The 25,975-nt window shown below is 66.7% G+C and carries 24 protein-coding genes and 2 pseudogenes; 20 read left to right on the top strand and 6 right to left on the bottom strand.

Annotation, left to right across the window (positions count from 1 at the left end):
- The first annotated feature begins 42 nt into the window (after positions 1 to 42).
- The 6 genes from OG558_RS24190 (at position 43) to OG558_RS24215 (ending at position 6,520) form a co-directional block, all read left to right on the top strand.
- Positions 43 to 1,383, top strand: coding sequence for an SCO6880 family protein (locus tag OG558_RS24190; RefSeq protein ID WP_405072212.1), 1,341 nt, complete (start codon positions 43 to 45; stop codon positions 1,381 to 1,383).
- Positions 1,384 to 1,565: 182 nt separating this feature from the next.
- Positions 1,566 to 2,792: an ATP-binding protein gene (locus OG558_RS24195; RefSeq protein WP_405065040.1), complete on the top strand. Its 1,227-nt coding sequence runs from the start codon at positions 1,566 to 1,568 to the stop codon at positions 2,790 to 2,792.
- A 38-nt stretch (positions 2,793 to 2,830) separates the two neighbouring features.
- On the top strand, positions 2,831 to 4,549 hold the full coding sequence (locus OG558_RS24200) for a type IV secretory system conjugative DNA transfer family protein (protein WP_405065041.1): 1,719 nt from the start codon (positions 2,831 to 2,833) through the stop codon (positions 4,547 to 4,549).
- Positions 4,549 to 4,929 (top strand): hypothetical protein, encoded by a 381-nt coding sequence (locus tag OG558_RS24205; protein WP_405065042.1) that lies wholly within the window; start codon positions 4,549 to 4,551, stop codon positions 4,927 to 4,929. The genes OG558_RS24200 and OG558_RS24205 overlap by 1 nt, the downstream gene beginning before the upstream one ends.
- A 55-nt stretch (positions 4,930 to 4,984) precedes the next feature.
- On the top strand, positions 4,985 to 5,257 hold the full coding sequence (locus tag OG558_RS24210) for an alpha/beta hydrolase fold domain-containing protein (RefSeq protein ID WP_405065043.1): 273 nt from the start codon (positions 4,985 to 4,987) through the stop codon (positions 5,255 to 5,257).
- A 294-nt stretch (positions 5,258 to 5,551) separates the two neighbouring features.
- Positions 5,552 to 6,520 carry an IS1595 family transposase gene (locus tag OG558_RS24215; protein WP_405065044.1) on the top strand — a complete coding sequence of 323 codons (969 nt, stop codon included), beginning with the start codon at positions 5,552 to 5,554 and terminating at the stop codon, positions 6,518 to 6,520.
- Between the two features lie 144 nt (positions 6,521 to 6,664).
- Here the strand turns inward: OG558_RS24215 and OG558_RS24220 are convergent, their stop codons facing one another.
- Complete coding sequence (locus tag OG558_RS24220; protein ID WP_405065045.1) at positions 6,665 to 8,077, bottom strand: IS1380 family transposase; 1,413 nt, start codon at positions 8,075 to 8,077, stop codon at positions 6,665 to 6,667.
- Between the two features lie 260 nt (positions 8,078 to 8,337).
- Here OG558_RS24220 and OG558_RS24225 point away from each other — a divergent pair.
- From OG558_RS24225 to aac(3), 8 genes and pseudogenes are all read left to right on the top strand, one after another.
- A pseudogene (locus OG558_RS24225) lies at positions 8,338 to 9,593 on the top strand (integrase core domain-containing protein).
- A gap of 98 nt (positions 9,594 to 9,691) precedes the next feature.
- The gene (locus tag OG558_RS24230) at positions 9,692 to 10,042 is read left to right on the top strand and encodes a hypothetical protein (RefSeq protein WP_405065046.1); all 351 of its coding nucleotides are present in this window, start codon (positions 9,692 to 9,694) and stop codon (positions 10,040 to 10,042) included.
- On the top strand, positions 10,042 to 10,263 hold the full coding sequence (locus OG558_RS24235; RefSeq protein ID WP_405065047.1) for a hypothetical protein: 222 nt from the start codon (positions 10,042 to 10,044) through the stop codon (positions 10,261 to 10,263). Before OG558_RS24230 ends, OG558_RS24235 begins: the two co-directional genes overlap by 1 nt.
- A 234-nt stretch (positions 10,264 to 10,497) precedes the next feature.
- The gene (locus OG558_RS24240; RefSeq protein WP_405065048.1) at positions 10,498 to 11,604 is read left to right on the top strand and encodes a site-specific integrase; all 1,107 of its coding nucleotides are present in this window, start codon (positions 10,498 to 10,500) and stop codon (positions 11,602 to 11,604) included.
- On the top strand, positions 11,601 to 13,097 hold the full coding sequence (locus OG558_RS24245) for a tyrosine-type recombinase/integrase (RefSeq protein WP_405065049.1): 1,497 nt from the start codon (positions 11,601 to 11,603) through the stop codon (positions 13,095 to 13,097). The genes OG558_RS24240 and OG558_RS24245 overlap by 4 nt, the downstream gene beginning before the upstream one ends.
- A complete protein-coding gene (locus OG558_RS24250) occupies positions 13,087 to 13,500 on the top strand; it encodes a DUF6262 family protein (RefSeq protein WP_405065051.1) in 414 nt (137 codons plus the stop codon). Before OG558_RS24245 ends, OG558_RS24250 begins: the two co-directional genes overlap by 11 nt.
- 368 nt (positions 13,501 to 13,868) lie before the next feature.
- Positions 13,869 to 15,287 carry an IS1380 family transposase gene (locus OG558_RS24255; protein WP_405065052.1) on the top strand — a complete coding sequence of 473 codons (1,419 nt, stop codon included), beginning with the start codon at positions 13,869 to 13,871 and terminating at the stop codon, positions 15,285 to 15,287.
- 152 nt (positions 15,288 to 15,439) lie between these two features.
- Entirely contained in the window at positions 15,440 to 16,198 is a 759-nt protein-coding gene (gene aac(3), locus OG558_RS24260; RefSeq protein WP_405065053.1) for an aminoglycoside 3-N-acetyltransferase, read from the top strand.
- 512 nt (positions 16,199 to 16,710) lie between these two features.
- Here aac(3) and OG558_RS24265 read toward each other — a convergent pair.
- The 4 genes and pseudogenes from OG558_RS24265 to OG558_RS24280 all read right to left on the bottom strand — a co-directional run bounded on the left by OG558_RS24265 (position 16,711) and on the right by OG558_RS24280 (position 18,272).
- Positions 16,711 to 16,866, bottom strand: coding sequence for a hypothetical protein (locus OG558_RS24265; RefSeq protein WP_405065054.1), 156 nt, complete (start codon positions 16,864 to 16,866; stop codon positions 16,711 to 16,713).
- Positions 16,827 to 17,222, bottom strand: a pseudogene (locus OG558_RS24270) (rod shape-determining protein); the annotation flags it as partial. The pseudogene OG558_RS24270 and the gene OG558_RS24265, both read right to left, overlap by 40 nt.
- Before the next feature lie 293 nt (positions 17,223 to 17,515).
- Positions 17,516 to 17,887, bottom strand: coding sequence for a hypothetical protein (locus OG558_RS24275; protein WP_405065055.1), 372 nt, complete (start codon positions 17,885 to 17,887; stop codon positions 17,516 to 17,518).
- A gap of 70 nt (positions 17,888 to 17,957) precedes the next feature.
- On the bottom strand, positions 17,958 to 18,272 hold the full coding sequence (locus tag OG558_RS24280; RefSeq protein WP_405065056.1) for a TraR/DksA family transcriptional regulator: 315 nt from the start codon (positions 18,270 to 18,272) through the stop codon (positions 17,958 to 17,960).
- 278 nt (positions 18,273 to 18,550) lie between these two features.
- Between OG558_RS24280 and OG558_RS24285 the strand changes: the two genes are divergently transcribed.
- The 6 genes from OG558_RS24285 (at position 18,551) to ctaD (ending at position 25,119) form a co-directional block, all read left to right on the top strand.
- Positions 18,551 to 19,603 (top strand): HAMP domain-containing sensor histidine kinase, encoded by a 1,053-nt coding sequence (locus OG558_RS24285; RefSeq protein ID WP_405065057.1) that lies wholly within the window; start codon positions 18,551 to 18,553, stop codon positions 19,601 to 19,603.
- A 2-nt stretch (positions 19,604 to 19,605) separates the two neighbouring features.
- The gene (locus tag OG558_RS24290) at positions 19,606 to 20,265 is read left to right on the top strand and encodes a response regulator (RefSeq protein ID WP_405065059.1); all 660 of its coding nucleotides are present in this window, start codon (positions 19,606 to 19,608) and stop codon (positions 20,263 to 20,265) included.
- 238 nt (positions 20,266 to 20,503) lie between these two features.
- Positions 20,504 to 21,331 carry a slipin family protein gene (locus tag OG558_RS24295; RefSeq protein WP_405065060.1) on the top strand — a complete coding sequence of 276 codons (828 nt, stop codon included), beginning with the start codon at positions 20,504 to 20,506 and terminating at the stop codon, positions 21,329 to 21,331.
- 274 nt (positions 21,332 to 21,605) lie between these two features.
- A complete protein-coding gene (locus OG558_RS24300) occupies positions 21,606 to 22,589 on the top strand; it encodes a hypothetical protein (RefSeq protein WP_405065061.1) in 984 nt (327 codons plus the stop codon).
- Between the two features lie 200 nt (positions 22,590 to 22,789).
- Positions 22,790 to 23,269 carry a TraR/DksA family transcriptional regulator gene (locus OG558_RS24305; RefSeq protein ID WP_405065062.1) on the top strand — a complete coding sequence of 160 codons (480 nt, stop codon included), beginning with the start codon at positions 22,790 to 22,792 and terminating at the stop codon, positions 23,267 to 23,269.
- 200 nt (positions 23,270 to 23,469) lie between these two features.
- The gene (gene ctaD / locus OG558_RS24310) at positions 23,470 to 25,119 is read left to right on the top strand and encodes a cytochrome c oxidase subunit I (RefSeq protein WP_405072213.1); all 1,650 of its coding nucleotides are present in this window, start codon (positions 23,470 to 23,472) and stop codon (positions 25,117 to 25,119) included.
- Positions 25,120 to 25,189: 70 nt separating this feature from the next.
- Here the strand turns inward: ctaD and OG558_RS24315 are convergent, their stop codons facing one another.
- Positions 25,190 to 25,891, bottom strand: coding sequence for a helix-turn-helix transcriptional regulator (locus OG558_RS24315; RefSeq protein WP_405065063.1), 702 nt, complete (start codon positions 25,889 to 25,891; stop codon positions 25,190 to 25,192).
- Positions 25,892 to 25,975 lie beyond the last annotated feature (84 nt).

Here is a 25,975-nt window from a genome sequence, read left to right on the forward strand (position 1 = left end):
GTACTGCTCGGCCTCCGCCCAGTTCAGGTCGCCCTCCTCTTGATGGCGATCGTCATCGTTACCTTGACGGTCGTCAGCAGCCTGCCCGCAACGTCCAAGTTTTGCGGTGTATTGGTGGCGGTAGCGTGCGTTGCGGTGGCCTTCGCGCGGGCTGAAGAACTGCCGCTGTACCGATGGCTGGTTCTCCGAGCTGTTCATGTCCTGCGGACGTTGCGCGGGCAGCGATCCTTCCGCTCCCGGGTCATCGAACCGCGAAGGCACGGACAACTCCTTCTGCCAGGGGAGGGAGGCGCGTTGCGGATCCTGACGACAGTCTCTGGGGTTGGCATCGTTCATGATCCCCGGCGCCGCCGGCTGATCGCGGTGGCCAGGATCGAGGGCCCTGCGCATCTGCTGCAGAACACCGATGAGCAGGACCGTCGGGTGACCGCGTACGGGCGACTGATCGCCGGGCTGTGCCAAGGCAACCGGATCGCCCGCGCGCAGATCCTCGAACGGACGCTCCCCGACCCTGGCGATGAGTTGAGCGAGTGGGCTAAGCAGCGTCGAGTTGATCCGCGTACGCCGGCTGGTGCGATCTACACCGAGTTGCTGGAACGGGCGGCGCCAGCCGCCGCGAAGCACGAGACCTTGTTCAGCTTCGCGGTGAACCTGGACGCGGTCTCCCGTGAGGTTCGCAAGCACGGCGGCGGGATGGTCGGGGCGACGGCGGTCCTCGAGTCGGAGGCGCGGGCGTTCCAGACAACACTGGCGGCCGCGGGCGTGGCAGGCTCCTGGCTCAGTGCAGGAGAGCTCGCGATGAGCCTCCGCGTTGCCTTCGACCCTGCCGCGACCCGCACGATCCCGTCTTCGGACACGGTGGATGCCTCCGAGGCTGGTCCGCTTGGAGTCGACGCGGCTTGGGACCACCTGCGCACCGACTCGTCATTCCACCGCGTCTATGTCATCACGGAGTGGCCGCGCGTCCGGACAACTCCGACATTCCTGAGTCCGCTCCTCCTGAAGCCGGGGATCCGCCGGACGTTCAGTATGGTGCTGCAGCCGATCCCGATCGCCAAGGCGCTGCGAGATGCCCGGCGACACCAGGTTGAGCGGGTGACGGATCGAGCTACCCGCGCCAAGATCGGGCAACTGGAGACCGAAGAGGATCGTCAGCTCGATGCTGACGTTGCCCAGCGCGAGCGAGACCTGGCAGCTGGGCACGGCGACGTGCGGTGGCTCGGTCTCGTCGTCGTCTCGGCCGACAGTGAGGAGGCTCTCGACGACGCCTGCATGGAAGTCGAGATCGCCGCGACTCAGGCTCTCCTTGACCTTCGTCGACTGGTCGGCCAGCAGATGGAGGGCTTCATGGCCGCGGCCCTGCCATTCGGGATCGGGCTCTGATGGCAAGGCAGCGATCTGCGTTCTACGAGCGAGAAGGCGCCGACCGCGCGACCCGTCGCGCCAACCGCAGAGCGCCGTACGCCGCGCCTCGAATGCGGCAGGCTGACTCGCTGGATCGAACCCCTCCGAGCCGTGGTCAGAATCCACGGCTACTGGTTGACAAGCATCGAGCCACCACCAGAGTGCTGCGGGTTGCGTACCCGTTCCTCGCAGAAGGTGGACTCGGTGCCGACGGCACCTACATTGGGTCTGACGTGTTCAGCGGCGGCTCGTTCGTCTACGACCCCTGGGTGCTCTACCACGGGAGAGTCATCACGAACCCGAACGTCCTGCTGGCCGGGGTGATCGGCAGTGGCAAGTCGTCTACGGCAAAGGCGCTGATCACTCGATCTATTGCCCTCGGCCACAAGGCGTATGTGCCGTGTGATCCCAAGGGCGAATGGACTCCGGTGGCTACGGCGATGGGTGGAGCTGTCATCAAGCTCGGGCCGGGCCTTCCGACGCGCCTCAACCCCCTCGACGCGGGCCGTCGACCGGCCGTGGTCGAAACATCGGAATGGGAACGGATCGTGTGGTCGCGTCGCCGGGCGTTGCTGGGCACGCTGGCTGAATCCACACTAGGGCGACCGCTCGCCGCGATCGAGCACACTGCTCTCGACCTTGCGCTGGAGACGGTCTCCAGCCAGGTCGAGGAGCCAACCATCCCAGACGTCGTGGTCGCACTCTTCACTCCAGACTCAGCGCGAGCTGAACGGGCCGGGTTGAAGGCGATCAACCTCACGACCGACGGTCGTGAGGTCGCGCACGCGATCCGGCGGCTCGTGCATGGCGATCTGTCCGGCATGTTCGATGGGCCGTCGACGACCGAGTTCGATCCGACGCTGCCAATGGTGACGCTGGACTCGTCGTGGCTGGGCAGCGGTGGGAACGACCAGGCGCTGCGACTGACGTTGGCGTGCGCGTCGTCGTGGCTCGAGGCGGCGGTCGCCGACCCAGCGGGTGGCAATCGCTACATCGTGTACGACGAGGGGTGGCGGGTGATGCGCGACGCGGCCCTGCTGCGTCGCATGCAGGAGCAGTGGAAGCTCTCGCGAGCCTGGGGAGTGTCGAACATCTTGATCGTCCACCGTCTGTCGGATCTAGCTGCCGTCGGAGATCTCGGATCCGAGGCTCGAGCACTGGCCGAAGGCCTTCTCGCGGACTGTTCGACCAGGATCATGCTGCGCCAAGAACCTGATCAACTCGAACGAACGGCGAGCCTCCTCGGCCTCACCGATGTGGAGATCGCCACGATCGCTAAACTCCCCAAGGGCAGAGCCCTCTGGCGGCTGCCCAACCGATCGTTCGTTGTACAGCTGGTCCGGCACGCCCGCGAGGTCGAACTCTTCGATACCGACGCCAGGATGTGAGCTCGATGAATCAACGACCGCCTCGCGACCTGAGCGACATGATCTTCGTCGCCGGAGCAGTGCTGTTCGGATGCGCCGGCATGCTCTATCTCGCCGGGGGTGTTGCGAGCCTGTTGACTACACGGCGATGGGTCAGATCCCCGTGGATAGACGCACTCCTTGTACCGATGCACCCAGCCAGCCCTGCTCTGGCCTTTGGACTGAACCGCACACAGCTCGGAACGGCGACGTACTGGACGTGCCTTGCCGTGCTAGTTGCGTTGCCGATCGGCTTGGCCTACCTCGTGGCGCGTATGTGGCAGGGACGGCGGTCGACGGCGAGAAGTCGCGGCCGGGTGCTGGCCGTGCGTCCGGGACTCGCGTCCAAAGGCGATATCGAGGCCGCGGTGGGACGTCGACAAGTCGTACGGCGAGGTCGATCGGCGCGCCCGCAGGCGCCCACTGGAAGGGCAGCCGAGGTCGGAACTTTGCTTGGCAGGTCGCGTGGCCGCGAATGCTGGGCGTCCGTCGAGGACTCGATCATCGACGTCGGACCACCACGATCCGGTAAGGGTCTGCATCAGATCATTGGCGCGATCATCGACGCACCGGGCGCCGTCGTCACTACGTCGACCCGACCCGACAATCTCGCCGCCACCCTGGAACTGCGTCGGGCAATCGGCCCGGTCGCCATCTTCGACCCGCAAGGCCTCGGTCGCGTCGAGGGCATCCGGTGGTCACCCGTTCGGGGCTGCGAGAACCCGACGACAGCGATGGTGCGAGCTAGCGGTCTGGCCGCTGGTGCGGGCTTCGCAAAGGGCAATGTCAGCGATGGCGCCTTCTGGCACGGCCAAACTGAGATGGCACTCCGCGGCCTCCTCCACGCCGCCGCCATCGACGATACCGGTATCGATCAGCTCTACCGCTGGGGCCTCGAGCCCGCCTCGGCCATCGAGGCAGTCACCATCCTCAACCGCTCCAACGATGCCGCCGAAGGCTGGGGCGACACTCTCGACGGCATCGTCCGCATGGACGGCCGCACCCGAGACGCCATCTGGGCCGGCGTGCGCTCGGCCCTGTCCGCCCTCGCGGATCCCGCCGTGCGCCGTTCCTTCGACCCACCACCCGGAGAAGGCCTCGAGCCGGACAGGTTCATCCGCGAACGAGGCACGATCTACTTGCTCGGCACAGGCGCCGGCGCGAGTGCAACCTCAGCCTTCATAGCCGCGCTCTTGGAAGACATCACTGAGTCAGCCCGCCAGTTAGCTGCCCATAATCCAGGCGGCCGACTCGAACCGCCGCTGGCTCTCGTCCTCGACGAGATCGCCAACCTCTGCGCCGTACCCTCGTTGCCGTCGCTGATGGCGGACGGTGGCGGATCAGGAATCTCCACACTCGTCGTCATTCAGTCGCTGGCCCAGGCCCGCGAGCGCTGGGGCGAGCAAGCTGCAGCGGCCATGTGGGACGCGGCCACCCTTCGCCTCATCCTCGGCGGCTCCGCTCAACCCCGCGACCTCCAAGACCTCGCAGCCGTCTGCGGCGACCGTGACGAGGAGATCCGCAACTGGAGCCGCGGCGCCGACGGTGCCCGCACCATCTCGACCAGCACGCGCAGAATCCCTATCCTCCCGCCCGACGTCATCCGCACCCTCCCCTTCGGCACCGGCATCCTGCTCGCCCGCACCGCCCCACCCATCCTCCTCAAGATGGTGCCCTGGACAGACCGCCCAGACGCCGATCAGATTCGCGACAGCATCGACCAGGCAACCAAGCGCTGATGAATCCGAACGACGACCTGGCGAGAGCCCTGGCACTGGCCGCCGACCCCTACGTCATCTGCTGGCGCGACCTCGACCCCGCGAGCACTCAAGAAGAACTGGAACGCCTCGCCGGCTGGGTCACCTGGGCCGTGGGCCGCTACACCCTCGACCACAAAATCATCCCACCCTGTTGGCCCGAGCACGGAGCCGTCGTCGAAGAACTCTCCGCCCTCCGCACCTTCTGGGAAGCCTGCTACCAAGAAGACGCCGCCCCCTCCGACCCCGTGGCCTTCCACCGTGACCTGACCATGGCCGTACGCCGCCTCCGAGACTGGACCTCTTTGCTCGGCTGCACCCGAACCAATCACCGCGCCTCGGAGGCGACGCAGCCTGGCTAGGAACGGCGCTTGGTGGGCTCGCCCGTGACCTGGCCCGCGGGTCGCACGCCGCGTCGTGTTCGCCGAGGACGATTGCGCACCTGAGGCCAGGTATCCAGTCGCGATCGAGCACGCTTATGCGATGGCCCGGTGGGTCGCCCGCGAGCGCGCGGCCAACCTGCTCGACATATCCCGGTTGGCGATCGCAGGTGACTCGGTCGGCGGGACCATGTCTGCCGCGCTTGCCTTGCTCGCCAAGGAACCTGGCGATGTGTCGTTCGTCCTGCAGGTCCTGTTCTGTCCGGCCACGGACGCCACCTTCGACACCGCGTCGTACCGCCAGTTGTGATCCGCCAACAGATCCGCGACACATTTACGCCAGATGAGGTGCGACAGACTAGACGTCTGGCCACACTTGTGGTGGCCAGCCAACGCACTGATCTGCCGAATTGAGGACGGTTGCGCACGCGCACGCCTATGCGCTGAGATGCAGAGGGGCACCGGACCGACGGAGCCGTGTGCGGGCTTGCTCCGAGCGGCGTGGCACGCGCTTGCGGCGGATGACCGTCTCTCTATGCCGCCAGGATAGCTCATACTCGAACATATGTTCTGGGTATCTGCTTTAGTGCAGTAGATTGTGGGCGTGGACGGGGCGTCTGAGGTTCATCCGGTCGGCGGGGTTGACTATCCGCGGACTTACCAGGAGCTGCTCGCGTGGTTCCCCGACGATGCGGCGTGCCTGGAGTACCTGGCCGCGCTGCGATGGCCTGACGGGTTCATCTGCCCGGCGTGTGGCGGCCGGGATGCGTGGCGCACCGGCGGGGGGCTGTGGATGTGTCGGGACTGTGGCCGGAAGACGTCGCTGACGGCCGCGACGATCTTCCATCGGACCCGCACGCCGCTGTCGTCGTGGTTCGCGGCGATCTGGTTGGTCACCTCGCAGAAGAACGGCATCTCCGCGCAGGGGTTGCAGCGGGTGCTCGGGTTCGGCTCCTACGAGACTGCCTGGGCCTGGTTGCACAAGCTGCGCCGCGCCATGGTCCGCCCCGACCGCGACCGGCTGAGCGGTGTCGTCGAGGTCGACGAGACCTTCGTCGGCGGGGTCAGCACTGGCCACCTGGGGGCCAGCAGCGACAAGGTCCCGGTGATGGTCGCGGCCGAGAAGGTCAACGGGGGCAGGAGACTCGGCCGGATCCGGCTCGAGGTCGCCGAACGACCCGCCACGCTGGAGCTGGTCGAGTTCGCGCAACGCATGGTCGCGCCCGCCTCGACGATCCGCACCGACGGCGCCATGATGATGCGCCGGCTCGGGACCCTGGGCTACACCCACGAGTACGCCACCGGCTACAACGCGCCCGACCCGACCGCCGTGCTCCCCGGCGTCCACCTGGTCGCCGCACTGCTCAAGCGCTGGCTCACCGGCACCCTGCACTACGCGGTCGCCGACCACCAGCTGCCCTACTACCTCGACGAGTACACCTTCCGGTTCAACCGCCGCACCGCCCGCAGCCGCGGCCTGCTCTTCTACCGCCTCCTCCAACAAGCCGTCAACACCGACCCCGCACCCCTGCCCACCCTCCTCAAACCCGGCCACCAGTCAGCACTGCACTAAACCTCGATCCACCGATCAGGCTGGTGTGAGTCGCTGATTGGATTGATGGCGATGCCGGGCTGTTGGTGGCGTGGTGGGGCGTCCCGCCTCGCTGCGGGGGTGTTCCGCTTCGGTCTCCGGTCGGGCCGATGTTCGGCGTGGTGGTCAGGGCATGGCGGTGGCAGGTGGCCCGCAGGCATGCGCGAACAGGCGGGTCCATGGTGTCTGCCAGGGCCAGTTGCTGGGCAGGTGGAGGGTGATCCGCCGCGCGGACGAGGCGATCCGGGCGGCGATGTTGACCAGCTTGCGTCGCACCGTGGCGGTGACGGCCTTGGCCAGGTTGCCGCCGGTGAGGGTGGCGGCCGCGCGGGTGAGGTTGAACGCCATCACGGCGAGCACGAGCCAGGCGGCGTTCGCGGCGAACACCCCGGACGGCAGGTGCGCGAGCGCTGAGTTCTTCAGGTCGGCATTGACTTGTTCGATGATCGCGTGCCCGCGGTGGGTCTTGTCCGCGGTGACGGTGTCCATCACTTCGACGTTGACGGTGGTGAAGAAGGCGTGGAACCGCCACATGTCGAACAGCGTTTCCTGCCCGGGCGCCTGGTTCTTGCCGGGGTTGAGGTCCGGGATCCGGCGGACCACGAGCCGGCCGGGCACCTGCTCGGCCTTGCTGCGGGACGTGAACGCTGTGAACGGGATTTCGGCGACCTCGGCGCGAGAGATCCATCGGCCGGTTTGCTCGTCGTAGATCGCGTCTTTGTACTCGATCGGGGTCCAGGCGTCGTCGGCGATGCCGGCGATCGCGGCCTTGACCCGCTTGTCCAGGCGGGCGGTGACCGACACATCGGCACCGGCGCGGACCGCGGCCAGCACCAGACCACGCCCGTAAAACGCCGAGTCGGCCCGCACCAGCGGCCTGCCATTCGACACTCCGGCCAGTCCGCGCACGGTCTTCAACGCATCGGTGATCAGGCGTTTCGCGCCACGCGGCGACCCGACCGAACCCTTGCGCAGCCGCTGCGCCACGATCACCGGCGCCGTGTGTGGGGTGGTGACCGTTGCCAGCAGCGCGTTCAGCCCACGCACCCCGGAGTAGCCGAACCCCGCGCCCTGCTTGGCATAACCGTGCACCTCGATGACCGTGTCATCGACATCGACCAACACGAACTCACCGTCGCCGGCCTCACCGACCAGCGGGGCCCGTCCAGCCAGCGCGGCCACGAACCGCGACGCCACCGCATCCAGCTGGCGAACATGACCGAACGTGAACGCCCGCAGGAACGCCCCCAGCGTCGACGGCGCGTAGACGTGGTCGAACACCCGGCGCATCCCGCCGTGGCGCAGCAGCGCCATGTCGTCGATGCTGTCCGCGCCGGCCACCATCCCCGCAACCAGCGAGCACACCTTCAGCCCAGCGTTCGCGCCCTTGTCCGTCGGCACACTCAACCGCACATCGGCCAACTCACGCAGCCCCGCAGACTCCGCCAGCGCCATCACAGGCACCAGCCCACCCGACGACACCAAATTCGGATCATCGAACTTCGCGCGAACGACCCGAGGATTATGGGACAGTTGCACTCGACGGATGCCCTTCGCGCTCGGTGATCTGGAACCCTAGACAAGTCCCAATCTCCCAGCCCGCAAGGGCATCCTCGCGTTACGCCACACCCACCCCACCGAACTCATCGGTGGATCCGGGTGTCATGTCGCAGGACTTCGGTGACGGTTTTAGATCAGGACATCGGTGACTCTTCTGGTGGGCTTGGTGGTGACACTTCGGCCGCGAGGCTCGGGCGGTGTCAGCCAATGAACCCATCGATCCCCGTGTCCGCCTCGCGATCTCGCAGTGGCCCGAGGATGCTCCGCGCGGCGCGGTCTCGACCTTCTGCGCCGAGCACGGCATCTCGCGCAAGTCCTTCTACGAGCTGCGCAAGCGCGCCAAGGCCGACGGCCCGGCGGCCGTGCTCGAGCCCAGGTCCAGGCGCCCGCGGTCGAGCCCGGCGAAGTTGACCGAGGAGGTCAAAGAGCAAGCGGTACGGGTGCGGGCTGCATTGGAGGCCTCCGGGCTGGACCACGGGCCGATCAGCGTGCACGACAAGATGCGCGCGATGGGGCTGGAGGTGGTGCCCTCAGTCGCGTCACTGGCCCGGATCTTCCGTCAGGCAGGTGTGGCTCGGTTCGAGCCGAGGAAGAAGCCACGCTCGGCCTGGCGCCGGTTCGTCTATCCAGCGCCGAACGCCTGCTGGCAGCTCGACGGCACCGAGTACGTGCTCAGTGGCGGGCGTAAGTGTGTGATCTTCCAGCTCATCGACGACCACTCCCGCTACGCGGTCGCCTCCCACGTCGCGTGCGCTGAGACCGCCGAGGCGGCGATCGTCGTCTTCGACAAGGCCGTGTCCGCCCACGGTGTGCCCCAGCGGCTGCTGTCCGACAACGGACTCGCGCTCAACCCGTCGCGCCGCGGACTCCTGGGTCAGTTCGTCGTCCACCTGATGGCGTTGGGCGTAGAGCCGATCACCGGCAAGCCGTACAAGCCGACCACCCAGGGCAAGAACGAACGCTTCCACCAGACGCTCTTCCGCTACCTGGACAAGCAGCCGATCGCCGACACGCTGGCTGACCTGCAGGCCCAGGTCGACGCCTTCGACCACATCTACAACACCCAGCGCCCCCACCAAGGCCTGCCCGGCCGCGTCACACCCCAGACCGCCTGGCAGGCCACCGCGAAGGCCGAGGCACCTCGCCCCACACGTGACCTGATCCGCCGTCCCGCCAGCCGGCCCCGACCCGCCCCGGCACCAGTGCCCACAGACCTGCCCGACGGCACCGTCGTCAAGAAGCTGACCTGCAACGGCGTCTTCATGCTGAACAAGGTCCAGTACATGGTCGACGGGCGACGAGGCTTCCAGCAGGTCCTCGTCATCACCGCCGGCGACAAGATCACCGTCACCGACCTCGACGGCGAGATCCTCATCGAGCACACCAGGCCCGCGCCCGGAGTGACCTACGTCGGCAACGGCCGCCCCCGCGGCCCACGCCAAGACCCTGAATCGTCACCGACGTCCTGACACATCGAATGTCACCGATGTCCTGATGCAGAACTGTCACCGATGTCCTGAGACATCACAGTACTGTCATGTCGTACGACCAGCCCACCTAGAACATGGGTTCGATTAATGTCATGATGGGCTCATGGTGGGACGCTTCAATGTGCGACCCGGCGACGGGGACGGCCGAGACTGGATGGTCTGGGATAACGCGAGGAACGGTCACCGGGGCCGATGCGCGACCGAGATCGAGGCGAACGCGTTGGCCGCGGATCTGGAGCTGCAATACACCGTTCACGGCCCCCGAGATCAGGCCGACGTCCGCCGCGTCGATCCACCGGTGCCCGTCGACGGCTGGCGGCAGCGGATCGGCGAGCTGGACGCCTGGATCAATGAAGGCGGCCGATGGCTCGGCCGTGTCCGGCACGCCGACGGTCGCATCTCCTTCATCGACCAAAACGAGATTCGACCGGCACCCGAGCGCGGCGCGATCTGATGTCCGGGCCGCTGCGCGAGCCAGTGATCACCCTCGTCGGCGGACCGTGGGATCGGCAGGTGTTCTACGGCATCGACTGGGAAGAGACGCGACGCGCGGCCGAACGCATGGGGCGCACCGCGGACGAGTTCTGCGGCTGGCCGCTCGCCTACCGACCCGAGACCCCCGGCAGCCATCGCTGGGTCTGGTCCGCTGGCGCCGACTGGTCGAGGAAGCCGTGAGGGAGGATCAGCGAGTTGTTAGACACTCCGCCTTTGCAACACGTTTTTCGACGCTTCGGCCACGGCGTGTCGGTGTCCCGGTCGGGATCCGGCTGGGGTGTTGAGAAACGATCGTTATCTGGAGCCGCTGGTCGGCCGTCGTCGACGTGGACCACAGGGCCTTGAGACTTCGGGGTCTGCGTGGTGGTCGTGATTATCTGCCGCTGTCCATCATGCGGATCTTCCGGAGGAGCGATGCTTGTTCAGCGGGTGCTGTCGCCTGCCACGCGGTTGGAGTCATGGACGGTTCTGGGCGATGACGGCCCGGTGGTGCCGGTCGAGCGGTATCTGGCCTATCTGACTGACATCGAGCGTTCCCCGAACACGGTCAAGGCCTACGCCCATGACCTGAAGGACTGGTTCGTCTTCCTGGCCAGGCAAGGGCTGGACTGGCGCGAGGTCCGCCTGGAGGATCTCGCGGAGTTCATCGCGTGGCTCCGGCGTCCGCCGGCGTCCCGCGGCGCGGTCGTAGCGGTGCTGCCGTCGGTGGAGCACCACTGCTCGCCGTCCGCGGTGAATCGGAAGCTGTCGGCGTTGAGTGCGTTCTACCAGCACGCGGCCCGCAACGGCGTGGACCTCGGCGATCTGCTGACCACCTGGCAGCCCGCCGGCCGGCGGAGTTCGGGATGGAAGCCGTTCCTGCATCACATCAGCAAAGGGCAGCGGCAACCGCGGCGCACGATCGGGTTGCCAGCGCCCCAAAAGCTTCCGCGCGTCCTCACCGTCGTGGAGACCCAGGCGATCCTCGACGCCTGTGAGCGGCTGCGGGATCGGTTCTTGTTCGCGCTGTTGTGGGACAGCGGCGTCCGGATCGGCGAGGCGCTGGGCCTGCGGCACGCCGACATCGCCGCCGCCGAACAAGAGGTGAGGGTTGTTCCGCGGACCAACGACAACGGCGCTCGGACGAAGTCTCGTGTTGCGCGGTCGATCCCGGTCAGCGCCGAGCTGGTCAGGCTCTACGCCGATTACCTGCACGGCGAGTACGGCGATCTCGAATCCGACTATGTCTTCGTCAACCTGTGGGGTCGGCCGCACGGGCATCCGCTGGCCTACCCGGCAGTCTATGACCTGGTGCGGCGGCTGCGGCGCCGGACCGGGATCGACTTCGACCCGCACTGGTACCGCCACAGCGCAGCCACTCGGCTGCTGCGTGACGGTGTCCCGATCGAGGTGGTGTCCAAGCTGCTCGGGCACGCCGACATCACCACCACGGCGAACGTCTACGGTCACCTAACCGCCGAGGATGCCCGCAAGGCGCTGGAGGAAGCGGGCTGGTTCAGCGGCCGGGAGGTGCGGCTGTGACGGTGCTGCGACCCGCGAGCGAGACAGCGATGCCCGGCCCGAGCACACTCCCGCGCGCCCGCGAGCTGCGCCCGGTGGCGCAGGCGGCCTGGGACGCCGAGTACGACCGGGACGTTTGGCGGCTCCGCGAGCTCGGCATCGACAGCCGCACGCCGACGCACATCCGGTTCGACTCGATCCCGCAGCCCTGGCTGAAGGCCTTGGCCAAGCGGTGGGCACGGTGGCGGCTCGCGGCGGGCTTCGGCCCAGCGACGGCGGCGTCCGGGACGAGGGCGGTCGCCCGCTTCGGTGAGTTCCTCGCGGCCCAGGAGTCCGCCATCACCAGCCTTGGCCAGCTGGATCGAACGCTGCTGGAGCGCTACCTGGCCCACCTGCATGCCCTGCTCGGCGGTCGAGTGGTTCACCGAAGCTCGATCGGGCAGCTGAATATGTTCCTCACCGCGATCCGCCAGCACGGCTGGGACGACACGCTGCCGACCACCGCGATGTTCTTTCCCGAGGACTTCCCGAAGGAAGGCGAGCGGCTGCCTCGCGCGCTGAGTGAGACGGTCATGGCCCAGCTCGAGCATCCCGACAACCTCGCCCGGTGGGGCGATCCCGCGCACCGGCTGGTCACCCTGGTGATGATGCGCTGCGGACTTCGCATCGGCGACGCGCTGCGCCTGTCGCCCGATTGCATTACCCGCGACGGCGACGGCGCCCCCTACCTGCGCTACTTCAACCACAAGATGCGGCGCGAGGCGCTCGTGCCCATCGACGCCGAACTCGAACGCGAGCTCGGCGAACAGCGACACCGCGTCCGAGACCGATGGCCCGGCAGCACGCCAGTGCTCTTCCCGCAACCCACCGACAACCCAGAGGGCCAGCGGTGGATGGTCGACCAGACCTACCGCCGGGCGCTGCGCCGCTGGCTGGAAACCTGCGACGTCCGCGACGAACACGGACAGCCCGTGAACATCACCCCGCACAGGTTCCGTCACACGCTCGGAACCCGCTTGATCAACCAAGACGTCCCCCAAGAGGTCGTACGCCGGATCCTCGACCACGACTCGCACGTCATGACCGCGCACTACGCCCGGCTCAGCGACACCACCATCCGGCGCCACTGGGAGAAGGCCCGCAAGGTCAACATCAGCGGACAGACGGTGTCGTTCGATCCCTCCGGGCCACTGGCCGACGCGGCCTGGGCCAAGCAACGACTCGGCCGGGCAACCCAGGCCTTGCCCAACGGCTACTGCGGTCTGCCACTGCAGCAGTCCTGCCCGCACGCCAACGCCTGCCTGAGCTGTCCAATGTTCATCACCACCGCCGACTTCCTGCCCCAGCACCACGAGCACCGCCAACAGGTCCTGCAGATAATCTCCGCCGCCGAGGCCCGCGGACAGCGGCGGCTGTCGGAGATGAACCAGCAGGTGCTCGGCAACCTCGACCGGATCATCGGCGCCCTCGACGACGACAGCGACAGCGACCAGGACATCCGAGATGAGAGCTGACAACACGATCCACCTGACCACAGCCGCCCGGCGCCGCCACGAACTCACCCGAAGCAAGACCATCCAGGCGCTGCGCGAGCTCGACGCATCCGGCGGAGCGGTCACCTTCGCGATCGTCGCCAAAGCCGCCGGCGTATCCAGGTCGTGGCTCTACACCCAACCCGACATTCGCGCCGAGATCCAACAACTCCGGAGCCTTCACCATCGGGCACCGGCGCAAGCAGTGCCCGCCCGACAACGCACCACCGACCCGTCGCTGCTGCAACGCCTCGAGATCGCCAACGCACGCAACCGTGAACTCGCCGAAGACAACCAGCGACTCCGACGCCAACTCGCCCAGACCCTCGGCGAGCTACGAGCAATCGGAATGGCAGGCAGGCTGCCGGGTCGGGCTGATCCGTAGTCGAGCTCAACGTGTCCAGGGCGGTCTGAACGACGCCTGGACGCCGGTGCCTGCCGGGCCGGTTATCCATCTCTGTCGAGGTCCACGCTGTTGTTAGCAGAGCTGTTAGCACGATCTAAACCAGCGGCGTCATTGCGGCCATCCCGCCAGAATGATGCTATGGCTTTTCCCTCCGAGTCGATGCTGAACGATTCTGGCTTCGCCCCCCTGACACGGTCACAGGTCACACAGGCGTTGATCGGCTTAGCCCGGATCCACCGATGAGTTCGGTGGGGTGGGTGTGGCGTAACGCGAGGATGCCCTTGCGGGCTGGGAGATTGGGACTTGTCTAGGGTTCCAGATCACCGAGCGCGAAGGGCATCCGTCGAGTGCAACTGTCTCATAGTCCTCGGGTCGTTCGCGCGGTGTTCGATGATCCGAATTTGGTGTCGTCGGGTGGGTTGGTGCCGGTGATGGCGCTGGCGCTGGCGGAGTCTGTGGGGCTGCGTGAGTTGGCCGATGTGCGGTTGAGTGTGCCGACGGACAAGGGCGCGAACGCGGGGCTGAAGGTGTGCTCGCTGGTTGCGGGGATGGTGGCCGGCGCGGACAGCATCGACGACATGGCGCTGCTGCGCCACGGCGGGATGCGCCGGGTGTTCGACCACGTCTACGCGCCGTCGACGCTGGGGGCGTTCCTGCGGGCGTTCACGTTCGGTCATGTTCGCCAGCTGGATGCGGTGGCGTCGCGGTTCGTGGCCGCGCTGGCTGGACGGGCCCCGCTGGTCGGTGAGGCCGGCGACGGTGAGTTCGTGTTGGTCGATGTCGATGACACGGTCATCGAGGTGCACGGTTATGCCAAGCAGGGCGCGGGGTTCGGCTACTCCGGGGTGCGTGGGCTGAACGCGCTGCTGGCAACGGTCACCACCCCACACACGGCGCCGGTGATCGTGGCGCAGCGGCTGCGCAAGGGTTCGGTCGGGTCGCCGCGTGGCGCGAAACGCCTGATCACCGATGCGTTGAAGACCGTGCGCGGACTGGCCGGAGTGTCGAATGGCAGGCCGCTGGTGCGGGCCGACTCGGCGTTTTACGGGCGTGGTCTGGTGCTGGCCGCGGTCCGCGCCGGTGCCGATGTGTCGGTCACCGCCCGCCTGGACAAGCGGGTCAAGGCCGCGATCGCCGGCATCGCCGACGACGCCTGGACCCCGATCGAGTACAAAGACGCGATCTACGACGAGCAAACCGGCCGATGGATCTCTCGCGCCGAGGTCGCCGAAATCCCGTTCACAGCGTTCACGTCCCGCAGCAAGGCCGAGCAGGTGCCCGGCCGGCTCGTGGTCCGCCGGATCCCGGACCTCAACCCCGGCAAGAACCAGGCGCCCGGGCAGGAAACGCTGTTCGACATGTGGCGGTTCCACGCCTTCTTCACCACCGTCAACGTCGAAGTGATGGACACCGTCACCGCGGACAAGACCCACCGCGGGCACGCGATCATCGAACAAGTCAATGCCGACCTGAAGAACTCAGCGCTCGCGCACCTGCCGTCCGGGGTGTTCGCCGCGAACGCCGCCTGGCTCGTGCTCGCCGTGATGGCGTTCAACCTCACCCGCGCGGCCGCCACCCTCACCGGCGGCAACCTGGCCAAGGCCGTCACCGCCACGGTGCGACGCAAGCTGGTCAACATCGCCGCCCGGATCGCCTCGTCTGCGCGGCGGATCACCCTGCACCTGCCCAGCAACTGGCCCTGGCAGACACCATGGACCCGCCTGTTCGCGCATGCCTGCGGGCCACCTGCCACCGCCATGCCCTGACCACCGCGCCGAACATCGGCCCGACCGGAGACCCGAAGCGGAACACCCCCGCAGCGAGGCGGGACGCCCCACCACGCCACCAACAGCCCGGCATCGCCATCAATCCAAATCAGCGACTCACACCAGCCTGATCGGTGGATCGAGGCTTAGGCGTGGCCGAAGGCGACACTTTGATGGTCCACGTCCGGCTGTCGGCATTGGAGTGGGTCGTCGGCGGCATCGACACCGTGGTGCTGCCCCTTCGGGACGCTCTTGGCTCGAATGGCACGTTGCTCGCGTTCTGCGGCTGGGACGACAGCCCGTATCACGTCGCATTCTGGCCGCGGCACTGGCAAAAGGCCTACCAGGAGGTTCCGGCGTTCGATCCAAGGGTGTCGTCTGCTCGTCGAGACTTCGGACGCTTCCCTGAGCGGCTCCGCACCTGGCCAGGAGCACTGCGCAGCTCCCACCCGGAAGCCAGCTTCACTGCCCTCGGTCGCCATGCCGCGGACCTGGTCCTGGGGACTGATGATGACAACCCTTGGGGCCCTGGCGGACCGCTGGGCCGTCTCGTCGACCTGGGCGGCCGGGTATTGCTACTCGGTGCCCCCCTCAAGACCCTGACCCTTTGCCATCACGCTGAGGCTGTCGCCAACGTGGCCGAGAAGCGTTACCACAGCTACCGCATGCCGGTGAGGACAGACGCTGGCACCATCTGGCGGGACTACAGCACGCTGGATACCTTCTACGGCGGCTTGCCATACTGGGAACGGCCGGATCTGGCGATCGAGAACGCAGTCGAGACTCTCGCCGTCCAGGCTGTCCAGGCAGGCGCCGGACGGGAGGGGAAGGTCGGCGCGGCCACAGCCTGGCTGTTCGACGCGCGCGCAACCGTTCAAGCAGTAGTCGCGTGGATCGAACGGCATTTCTAGGGCCGACGGCAGCGTCGACGAGCGTTACGAGGACCACCCCTGGCCCTCGGACCTTCGGGACGCACTTCGATAACGATCGCGTCCTGCTGAAGTCGGCCTCACGAACCATGACCGCCTCGATAGGGACATCGTCCAAGACGAAAAATTCCCAGGTCACCGGCAGCGCCCACGCCAGCGGCTCCAGATAACAATCGATTCTCAACACCTTTCTGCTGATGAGCCCGTTGCCGAGGGCATGGATGGTCTCGCTCGGTTCGCGGAACGCGTCCCGGACGGCACCGATGGTGTCGTGCATCGGTACTAGCTTGCGGATCTCGGTGTTGGTGAGTTCCATGGGTGCCCGCCATTGGTCGATCACCTGAGGTGAAAGGTTGGCCCAGCCTGAGCCGCTGCGGAGCGAAGGGTCCTGCTCGAAGTGGGTCCGGGCGGCCAGTTCGACGCAGTACTACCAGCGACGTCCGGTTCTCTCGGCGGCACGCACGACCCTCCGATCGTCGCGCATCAGATCTGGTTCACCGTGCGAAGTCGCGGTAATGGGCGCCCGGGTGGCGGTTGGCGGCGAGGACGATGGCGCTTGCGCCGCGGAGGGCGACTGCGTACGCGGCGGGTGCCGGCTGGATCGGGCAGGCTAGTTGTTTGGAGAGTTGGTAGGTGATGGCTGGGAGCATGGCGCCGCCACCGGCGGGGAGTGGTCCTCTTTCGAGTGCGTCGACGACCTAGGGGGCCCACGGTCGTGGCGCGGTAGGTCGGCCACCATGGCGCGGATGCGTTCGATGAGATTGTCGATCGTGATTGAAGTGCGAAGGTCGGCCGTGCCGTGGGGAGTACGCCGCGCTTCGATCACGGATCCGTTTGCCAGAACGGCTGTCTCCGTCAGGTGGGCTCCGAGGTCGATCACGAGGAGAGGTTTGACCAGGTCGGAGTTGGCGCCGATGGCGGCTGCTTTGACGCTGTCGATGGTGATGACGGTGCGGGGCTGGAGGATTTCGACGGCCTCCAGGAGTCCGTGTCGTTCGGCCTCGGGGCAGAGGACCGGAAACGGTGATGACGATCATCTCGGGCTGCGGGGCGAGACTGGCATGCCCGAGTAGAAGGTGATCGAGCATGCGGAGGTGCCGGGAACGTCGGTGATCCTGCCCCGGGATATGGGATAGCTGACGCCGGTGGGCGGTGTCGTCATCGTAGGGGCGTCGACGACCATGCCATGGTCAGGTATCCATTCGCGGGTGCGCAGGCTCCCGAGAGCAAGACCGGAGCGGTCCCGGTTCCGTGACCAGCCGCCGGGGTGGTGGACTGCTCCCAGTCTGTGGAACCCGCTCATCGTTGTGTCTCCAGGAAATGCCGACATTGTGTGCAGTAGCGCGCCTGGGGATGGGCGGATAGGCATTGGAGACTGATGGTGCGGCCACATCGGCCGCATCCGCCGTACCGCCCCGCGTCCATCCGGGCCAGGGCGTCCTCGGTTTCGGCCAGCGCGATTCGTGCGGCCACGGTGAGTTTGTGACGGACCTCGCGGTGCGCGGCGACGTCAGGAGCGCCGGCCGTTCCGGCGGCGGCGTTGGCGAATTGGGTGATGCCGCGAAGTTGTTGGCGTCGGAACAGGCGATCTTCGTGCAGACGTGCCCGCAGCGCGGTGAGTTCCGCGGGAGCGAGGCGATGGTTGCCGACTGCTGAGATCTGATGGGTCACGACTGGCGCTCCTCGACTGGGGACGAACGGATGGCTCGGTGGGAAGACGGGCGCGGGAATCGCGTTGTGATCAACTGGCACGTTGCTGGCACCCGACGCAGAAGCGCACGTAGGGCAGGATCTCGAGGCGCTCGACGGGGATAGCGGTCCGGCAGTTGTCGCAGTCTCCGTAGGAGCCGTCAGCCAGACGTCGTCCGGCAGCGTCGATCTCTTCGAGCACGCGCTGGATCGCGGCGGTCTGCGCCGCCTGCAGGTCTTCGTCGGCATGCGGCGCGGACTCTTCGATCGCCCTCAGTTGGGTGAGGCGCGAGTTGCGCTCGTGTTCCAGGCGCTGGCGCGCTTCGTGTTTTGTGAGCTGCCGGGCGCGGCCCATGTCGGTGGTCATTGAATCGGGTCCTTTCAAGGGACGGGAACGGGGACCGGCGTGCGAGTGAGAGGCATTGCGCACGCCGGTGGCCTATGTCGCCGTCTTCAGGCTCGTGTCTTGGTTCTGTCACCACCATCGGCGATGCTGCGGGCGCTGACCATCGGGCCTGACACCCATTTCGGGTGCTCGGACACCTGCAGGCAGCGATAGGCAGATGAGTGTCAGCCCCGATCGACTTGTGGCGGGGCTGGAGGCAGGCTGGAAGACATGCAACGTCTAATGACCGCCTCCACCCCATGTTCACGACCGCTGGGAGTCGCCAGTGGTCCGGCGGGCACGGCAAGTGGCTGCCGGGCCGTGAGACGACGGCGGTGAAGAAAGGGGTGCTTACGGTGCCATTGTTCTGGCGCATCTTCGCTCTGAACGCGGTAGTGCTTGCTGCCGCGACAGCTTTGTTGCTGTGGGCGCCGGTGACCGTGTCGGTTCCCGTGGTCTTCACCGAGGCCCTGGTGCTGCTGGGCGGACTGGCGGTGATGCTGGTCGCGAACGCCGTACTGCTGCAGGTGGGTCTGGCTCCACTGGATCGGTTGAGCCGCCGGATGGCGACGGTCGATCTGCTGAAGCCCGGGCAGCGCCTGCCGGTGGCCGGGCACGGTGGTGTCTCGCAGCTGATCCGTGCCTTCAACGACATGCTGTCGCGGTTGGAGGCAGAACGTGCCACCAGCAGTACGCGTGCGCTGTCTGCCCAGGAGGCGGAGCGGCGACGGATCGCCCAGGAACTGCATGACGAAGTCGGCCAGAGCCTGACCGCCGTACTGCTGGAACTCAAACGCGCGGCCGGGCGGGTGGACGACTCCGACCTGCGCGCGGACCTGCTCCATGCTCAGGAGACGACCCGGGAGAGCCTGGACGAGGTACGCCGGCTGGCGCGGAGGCTGCGGCCGGGTGTGTTGGAGGATCTTGGGCTCGTCAGTGCTTTGACTGCGCTGGTCACCGAGCTGTCCACGCACACCGGTCTCGCGATACGTCACCGTTTCCAGCCTGGTTTACCCGTGTTGGACGAGCAGGCCGAGCTGGTGATCTACCGGGTCGCCCAGGAAGGGCTGACCAACGTCGCCCGTCATGCGGACGCGACCCACGTAGAGATCAGCCTGCGCCACAGCGACGGAGTTGTCCGCCTCCGGATCCGTGACGACGGCCGCGGCCTCGGGCTAGCCCACGAGGGAGCAGGAATCCGTGGCATGCGAGAGCGCGCACTGCTGGTCGGCGCCAGCCTCGACCTCGGCGCCGCGCCGGCAGGCGGTGCCGAGGTGAACCTGTTGGTGCCTCTCGACCGGAACGGACCATGAGCATGCCTGCACCTGACGCCACCCGCATCCTGCTCGCCGACGACCATGCGCTGGTTCGACGTGGCGTACGGCTGATCCTGGACAGCGAACCCGATCTGACGGTGGTCGCCGAAGCGGGGGACGGGAAAGAGGCCGTCGACCTCGCCCGGTCCGTCGAGATCGATCTGGCGATTCTCGACATCGCCATGCCGAGAATGACCGGTCTGCAGGCAGCGCGTGAGCTGTCGTCGCGCCACCCCGACCTGCGGATTCTGATGCTGACGATGTACGACAACGAGCAGTACTTCTTCCAAGCCCTCAAGGCCGGAGCGGCGGGGTATGTACTGAAGTCCGTCGCCGACCGCGACCTGGTGGAGGCCTGCCGGGCCGCGATGCGCGGAGAACCGTTCCTCTACCCGGGAGCGGTGAACGCGCTGATCCGCAACTACCTGAATCGGGCAAGCCTCGGCCAGACCATCCCGGAGCAGATCCTGACCGCCCGCGAGGAGGAGGTCCTGAAACTCGTTGCCGAGGGTCACTCCTCCAAGGAGATCGCCGAGACCCTGTTCATCAGCATCAAAACGGTCGAGCGACACCGGGCAAACATGCTCCAGAAACTCGGCCTGCGCGATCGCCTGGAACTGACCCGCTACGCGATCCGGGCCGGACTGATCGAGGCCTGACGTCAAGGACCTTCGCCCAACCAACGAACAACCAATGGAGGGAGCGATCTGGTTAAGCGGGGCGGTGGGGATTCGTTGGCCCTGGCAACGGGGGGAGACCCAGCCCTCTTGCTAGCCGCACTCCATCCGAAGCACCGTCACGGCCAAGGCTCACCCAAAAATATGTCGTATTACGATAGAAACCAAGGCCGTGGTGCCGCGCGCAGCGGTTCCACGGAAGGAAGTAACGGAGGAAGCAGTGATCATCGTTGATCTGTTGGTGGCTGTCACGGTCGTCGGTTTGATCGGCGCGTTCGCCAGCGTCCGGATCGTCAAGCAATTCGAGCGTGGTGTGGTGTTCCGCTTCGGCCGCGTGCAGCGCACACCGCGCGCTCCCGGGCTCACGTTCATCGTTCCTGTGATCGACAGGTTGCAGAAGGTCAACCTGCAGATCATCACCCTGCCGGTGCCGGCCCAGGACGGCATCACTCGTGACAACGTCACCGTGCGGGTCGACGCGGTGGTCTATTACCGCGTGATCGACCCGTTCCGGGTGGCTGTGGACGTCCAGGACTACGGTTCGGCCATTCTCCAGGTCGCGCAGGCTTCTCTGCGCTCGATCATCGGAAAGAGCGATCTGGACGATCTGCTGTCGAACCGCGAAGGGCTGAACCAGGGCCTGGAGTTGATGATCGACAGCCCGGCTGCGGAGTGGGGGGTGCATATCGACAGGGTGGAGATCAAGGACGTCGCGTTGCCGGAGACGATGAAGCGTTCGATGTCGCGCCAGGCCGAGGCCGAACGCGAGCGCCGGTCCCGGGTGATCACTGCCGAAGGCGAGTTGCAGGCGTCGCAGAAGTTGGCTGAGGCGGCCGAGGTGATGGCCGAACACCCGGCTGCGCTCCAACTGCGGCTTCTGCAGACGGTCGTGGAGGTCGCGGCGGAGAAGAACTCAACTCTTGTCGTCCCGTTCCCGGTCGAACTGCTCCGCTTCCTCGAGCGTTCGACGCCGTCCGACACCGCAGAGGCAGCCACCAAGAACGGTGAGCGTGGAGGGGCAGCCGATGCCGAACTCGTCGCCCGGTGAGCCCTTTATGACACGGGAGCTTCTCTTCTCGTCGCCCGACCACACCCGGTTGGCGGCCGTCGGCTGGGACGAGGTCGTGTCCGCGGTCGCGACTGGCGCGCTCGCCGAAGGTCATCGGGTCGCCTTCCACAGTGGGCTGCCGACGAGCCTCGAGGCGCAGAGGGACCTGGCCGAAGACCTCGCCAGCCTCGGCATGGACGGCGGAGTCCTGATTCTTGGTGTTGCCCGTGATCAGGGGTCTGCCTGGCGGGTGACCGGCGTCCCGCTCCCCGGCATGGCCGAACGAATCCTTCGGGTGGCCTCGAGTCTTGTCACACCCCGGGTCGAGGTCGTGCTGCACCCGCCGTTTCGAAGTCCCGACGATCCTGCTGTGGGTGTCCTTGTTGCGACGGTGCCGCAGTCCGCCCAGGCGCCTCACCAGGTGGACGGCCGGTACTGGGGCCGCACCTCCAACGGGAGGCAGATACTGACCGACCCGCAGGTCCGTGAGGTGATGCTGGCTCGGCGGTTCGACACGGAACGATTCGAATCGCGGCTGCGATCGATCGCCGGCAACCTCGACCCTGTACCGGCCTCAGATCGCAAGAACGGCCACCTGTATCTGCTCGCCGAACCTGCTGCCGGACCGGTGGCTACTCCGTCCCGGCGCTGCCTTGACACGGAAACGCTGCGGCGAGCGATCGGCATCGAGCCGGACCACGACCCTCCGCTGTTGCATAGCGCGGCGACCCTTCGGGCCCATCCCGATGGCCGCCTGTTGACCGCTGGCGTCCGCAAGGACACGAGCGGCTCGGGCCTCCGGTTCGCCGAGGACGATCTGGTGTGGCTGCTGGTGACCGATGCCGGCGCCGTGGAGGTCGCTTGTGGCGCCGGCACCACCGCACAGCGTACGCAGTTTCTGTTCACTGGTCCCGAGTTCGAACAGGCGGTGAATCCGCCTTGGGTGCTCGAGTTCCTCACGAGTTTCTGCCGGCTCGTCGCACATCTGGGCGAGCAGCACCTCGCCTACACCGGCCCGTGGCGGCTGGGTCTGTTCATCGACAGGCTCGCGGGCATCCGGGCCACTGACGCGATTGAGGACTTCGAGTTCGGGCTCGATCTCGAGGGCTTCCCTTCGCCGGAGTACCTCCAGACTGTTGCGTGTTCTTCCGAGCAGCTTCGACATTCCTCGGCTGAAGTCGCGGGACGGCTGGCCCAGCGGCTACTTCGTGGGCTTGGCGTCTCAGCAAGCCATCTTCCCTACGAGGGGAGTACCTGATGACGGACCGCCCGAGACATGAGAACCCGCACATCCGCAGCCAGGTCCGCGAGGCTGCCGATACCCGGCAACGACGGACTCCGACCTTCGCCGGTCGGACACCTATTCGGCCCCCGTGCGAGACGACATCGTTGGGACCGTGCGGCCAGGGAGGCGCGGAGTATCGCGGCTCCGCGATCCGTGGCGACGAGGAGGTTTCGATGACCGACCTGGATCAGGTGGCACCACCCAGCCCACCAAGCGACCGGCACATCGTCGACGTGCAGTGGTACCGTCGCGAGCTCGAACAGCAGCGCCGGTTTCGTCTCGATCAGCTCACTCATCTCGCCTACGACGCGCTGGCCGCATCCGACGACGCTCGAAGTAAGGTGACAGCGACGCTGATGAGAGCCGCGAGAGCTTCCCTGGCGGACATCAACGCTGCTCTGTTCCGGCTCGCGATCGGTCGTTTCGGGGACTGTCAACGCTGCGGTCGCCCCATCCCCGCGGACCGGCTGCAGGCCATCCCGATGGCCAGCCACTGCCTGCGATGCCAACTCTCCAAGGAATCCGAGAACCCCCGCCGGCATACCTGGCGCACCGGAACCATCCCGAAGTCGGCTTCGCGACCGCCGCGGGACATCGTCGACATTTGGGGCGAGGATTCGTTCCCTGCCAGCGACCCGCCGGCGAACTGGTGAGTCGGCCCGTGGGGACCACTCAGGCCGACGACAGCGACCCGATCCACGAGCAGTTGACGCATGTCGGCGCCCACCAGAACCGTCCCTGGTCAGTGACGGCAAGGGTCGGATCCGGCGAACCCGCGGCAGGACGTCGCCGCCCGCTGGGCCGTGCGGTGGTGCGGGTGCTCACCACCACCGATCACAAGTTGATCGGGCGCATGTACCTGATGACGTCGTTCGCGTTCTTCCTGATCGGCGGCGTGATGGCGCTGGTGATCCGGGCCGAGCTGGCCAAGCCGGGTCTGCAGATCGTGAACGAAGAGGTCTACAACCAGCTCTTCACCATGCACGGCACGATCATGCTGCTGCTGTTCGCGACCCCGCTGTTCGTCGGCTTCGCCAACGTCATCATGCCGATCCAGATCGGCGCCCCCGACGTGGCGTTCCCGCGGCTGAATATGTTCAGTTACTGGCTGTTCCTGTTCGGCGGGCTCATCGCATTCAGTGGATTCTTCACCCCGGGCGGCGCGGCGAGCTTCGGCTGGACCGGTTACGCGCCGCTGTCCAACGCGGTCCGCTCGCCAGGGATCGGCGGCGACCTGTGGATCATGGGCCTGTGGATGGCCGGCCTGGGCACGATCCTCGGCGCGGTCAACTTCGTCACCACGATCATCACCCTCCGAGCGCCCGGCATGACGATGTTCCGGATGCCGATCTTCACCTGGAACACTCTCATCACGTCGATCATGGTGCTGGTCGCGTTCCCAATCCTGGCCGGCGCGCTGCTGATGCTGGAGGCGGATCGAGCCCTAGGGGCCCACATCTTCGATGCCGCGAACGGCGGCCCGATGCTGTGGCAGCACCTGTTCTGGTTCTTCGGGCATCCCGAGGTCTACATCATCGCGCTGCCGTTCTTCGGCATCGTGACCGAGATCCTGCCGGTGTTCAGCCGCAAGTCCGTGTTCGGCTACCTCGGTCTGGTCGGCGCCACGCTGGCGATCGCTGCGTTGTCGATGGCGGTATGGGCGCACCACATGTTCGTCACCGGCGCGGTCAGCCTGCCGTTCTTCTCCTTCATGTCATTCCTGATCGCAGTTCCGACCGGGGTGAAGTTCTTCAACTGGATCGGCACGATGTGGGGTGGCTCGGTGTCGTTCGAGACGCCGATGCTGTGGTCGCTCGGGTTTCTGACCACCTTCTTGTTCGGTGGCCTGACCGGGGTCATCCTGGCCTCACCGACGTTGGACTTCCAAGTCACCGACACCTACTTCGTGGTGGCGCACTTCCACTATGTCGTGTTCGGCACGGTGGTGTTCGCGATGTTCGCGGGCTTCTATTTCTGGTGGCCGAAGATGACCGGCCGGATGCTCGACGAACGCCTGGGAAAGGTGCACTTCTGGCTGCTGTTCATCGGCTTCCACACGACATTCCTGGTGCAGGACTGGCTCGGTGTCGAGGGGATGCCGCGGCGCTACGCGTCCTACGGCGCGCACGAGGGCTTCACCACGCTGAACCAGGTCTCCAGCGTCGGCGCCTTCATCCTCGGCGCCTCGACCCTCCCGTTCCTCTACAACATCTACAAGTCCCGCAGGGCGCCGCTGGTGGGCGTGGACGACCCGTGGGGCTGGGGCCGCTCCCTGGAGTGGGGGACCAGCTGCCCACCACCCCGGCACAACTTCATCGAACTGCCAAGGATCCGGTCCGAAAGCCCCGCCTTCGACCGACACCACCCGGAGTTGGCGCTCACGGAGTACCCCGACAATCGCGCGCCGAAGGACAACCTGCTCGACGCCGGCGAGGACCAGGGCCGGGTCAAGCATCTCGAGGAGACCGCCGGCATCGAGGCCGAAGGAGACGACGAGACGTGAGAACGCCCGCCTCTTTCGGAAGCCAGCCCGGAGGCGAGCGCCGCTGCCGAGGATCTAGGTCCTCCCAAGTTCATGAGCGGAATGTCGGGTTGGGCTCGAGGCGAACACAGCAGAGGCCGGGCTCCGGCTTGAGCCGAGCCTGTAGTTGCGTGGCGTCGAGGCCTGTCAGAAGTCCGTCGAGCAGGCAAAGGTTCATCTCACAGACCAGGTCGGTGTGCTGCCGGGCCAGCGTGTGGAAGGGGCAGTTGCCGAGCACGATCGCGTCCTCGCCGGCGCGGGGCTCGAAGCCATGTGCTTCGAGGATGCGCATCACGGCATCGGAACTGGTTCGCGCACTAGCGGTGCCCCGGGCAGCGGCCGCGAGTTCGTTGCCGAGTTGGCGGGCTCGCCGCTCGAGTGCTGCTCGTGGCGCTTCTCCGGTGGTCTCGGCGTCCTCGATGGCTGCCGCGAGCAGGCTTCCCGCCAGGTCGTAGCGATGTTCGGGCAGCGACACCTCGACATGCCGCTCCGATCGTCGGTACAGCTTCGCCGGCCGGCCCGCACCGGGGCCGGACCGGCCGCTGCGACGCTCGTAAACGACGTCGAGCAGACCCTCGGCGGCGAGCCGGTCGAGATGGAACGCGGCGGTGGCACGCGGCAACCCCAGCGCCGTAGCTGCTTCGTCCCGGGTCACCGCGGCTGTCTGGCGTACGACGTGGTCGTACAGGCGCCGCCGCGTTGGTTCCTCCAACGAGGCGACCGCCAAGATCCGCGCTTCCCTGGTGTCGTCCACGACACCCATTCTAAAGCCAACTCCCATTGACGAAACCCTGAGCCTCCTTCTAAAGTCAAAATAGATCTATTTTAGAAGGAGCAG

The sequence above is a fragment of the Kribbella sp. NBC_01510 genome, from assembly GCF_045040325.1.
Lineage (GTDB): Bacteria > Actinomycetota > Actinomycetes > Propionibacteriales > Kribbellaceae > Kribbella.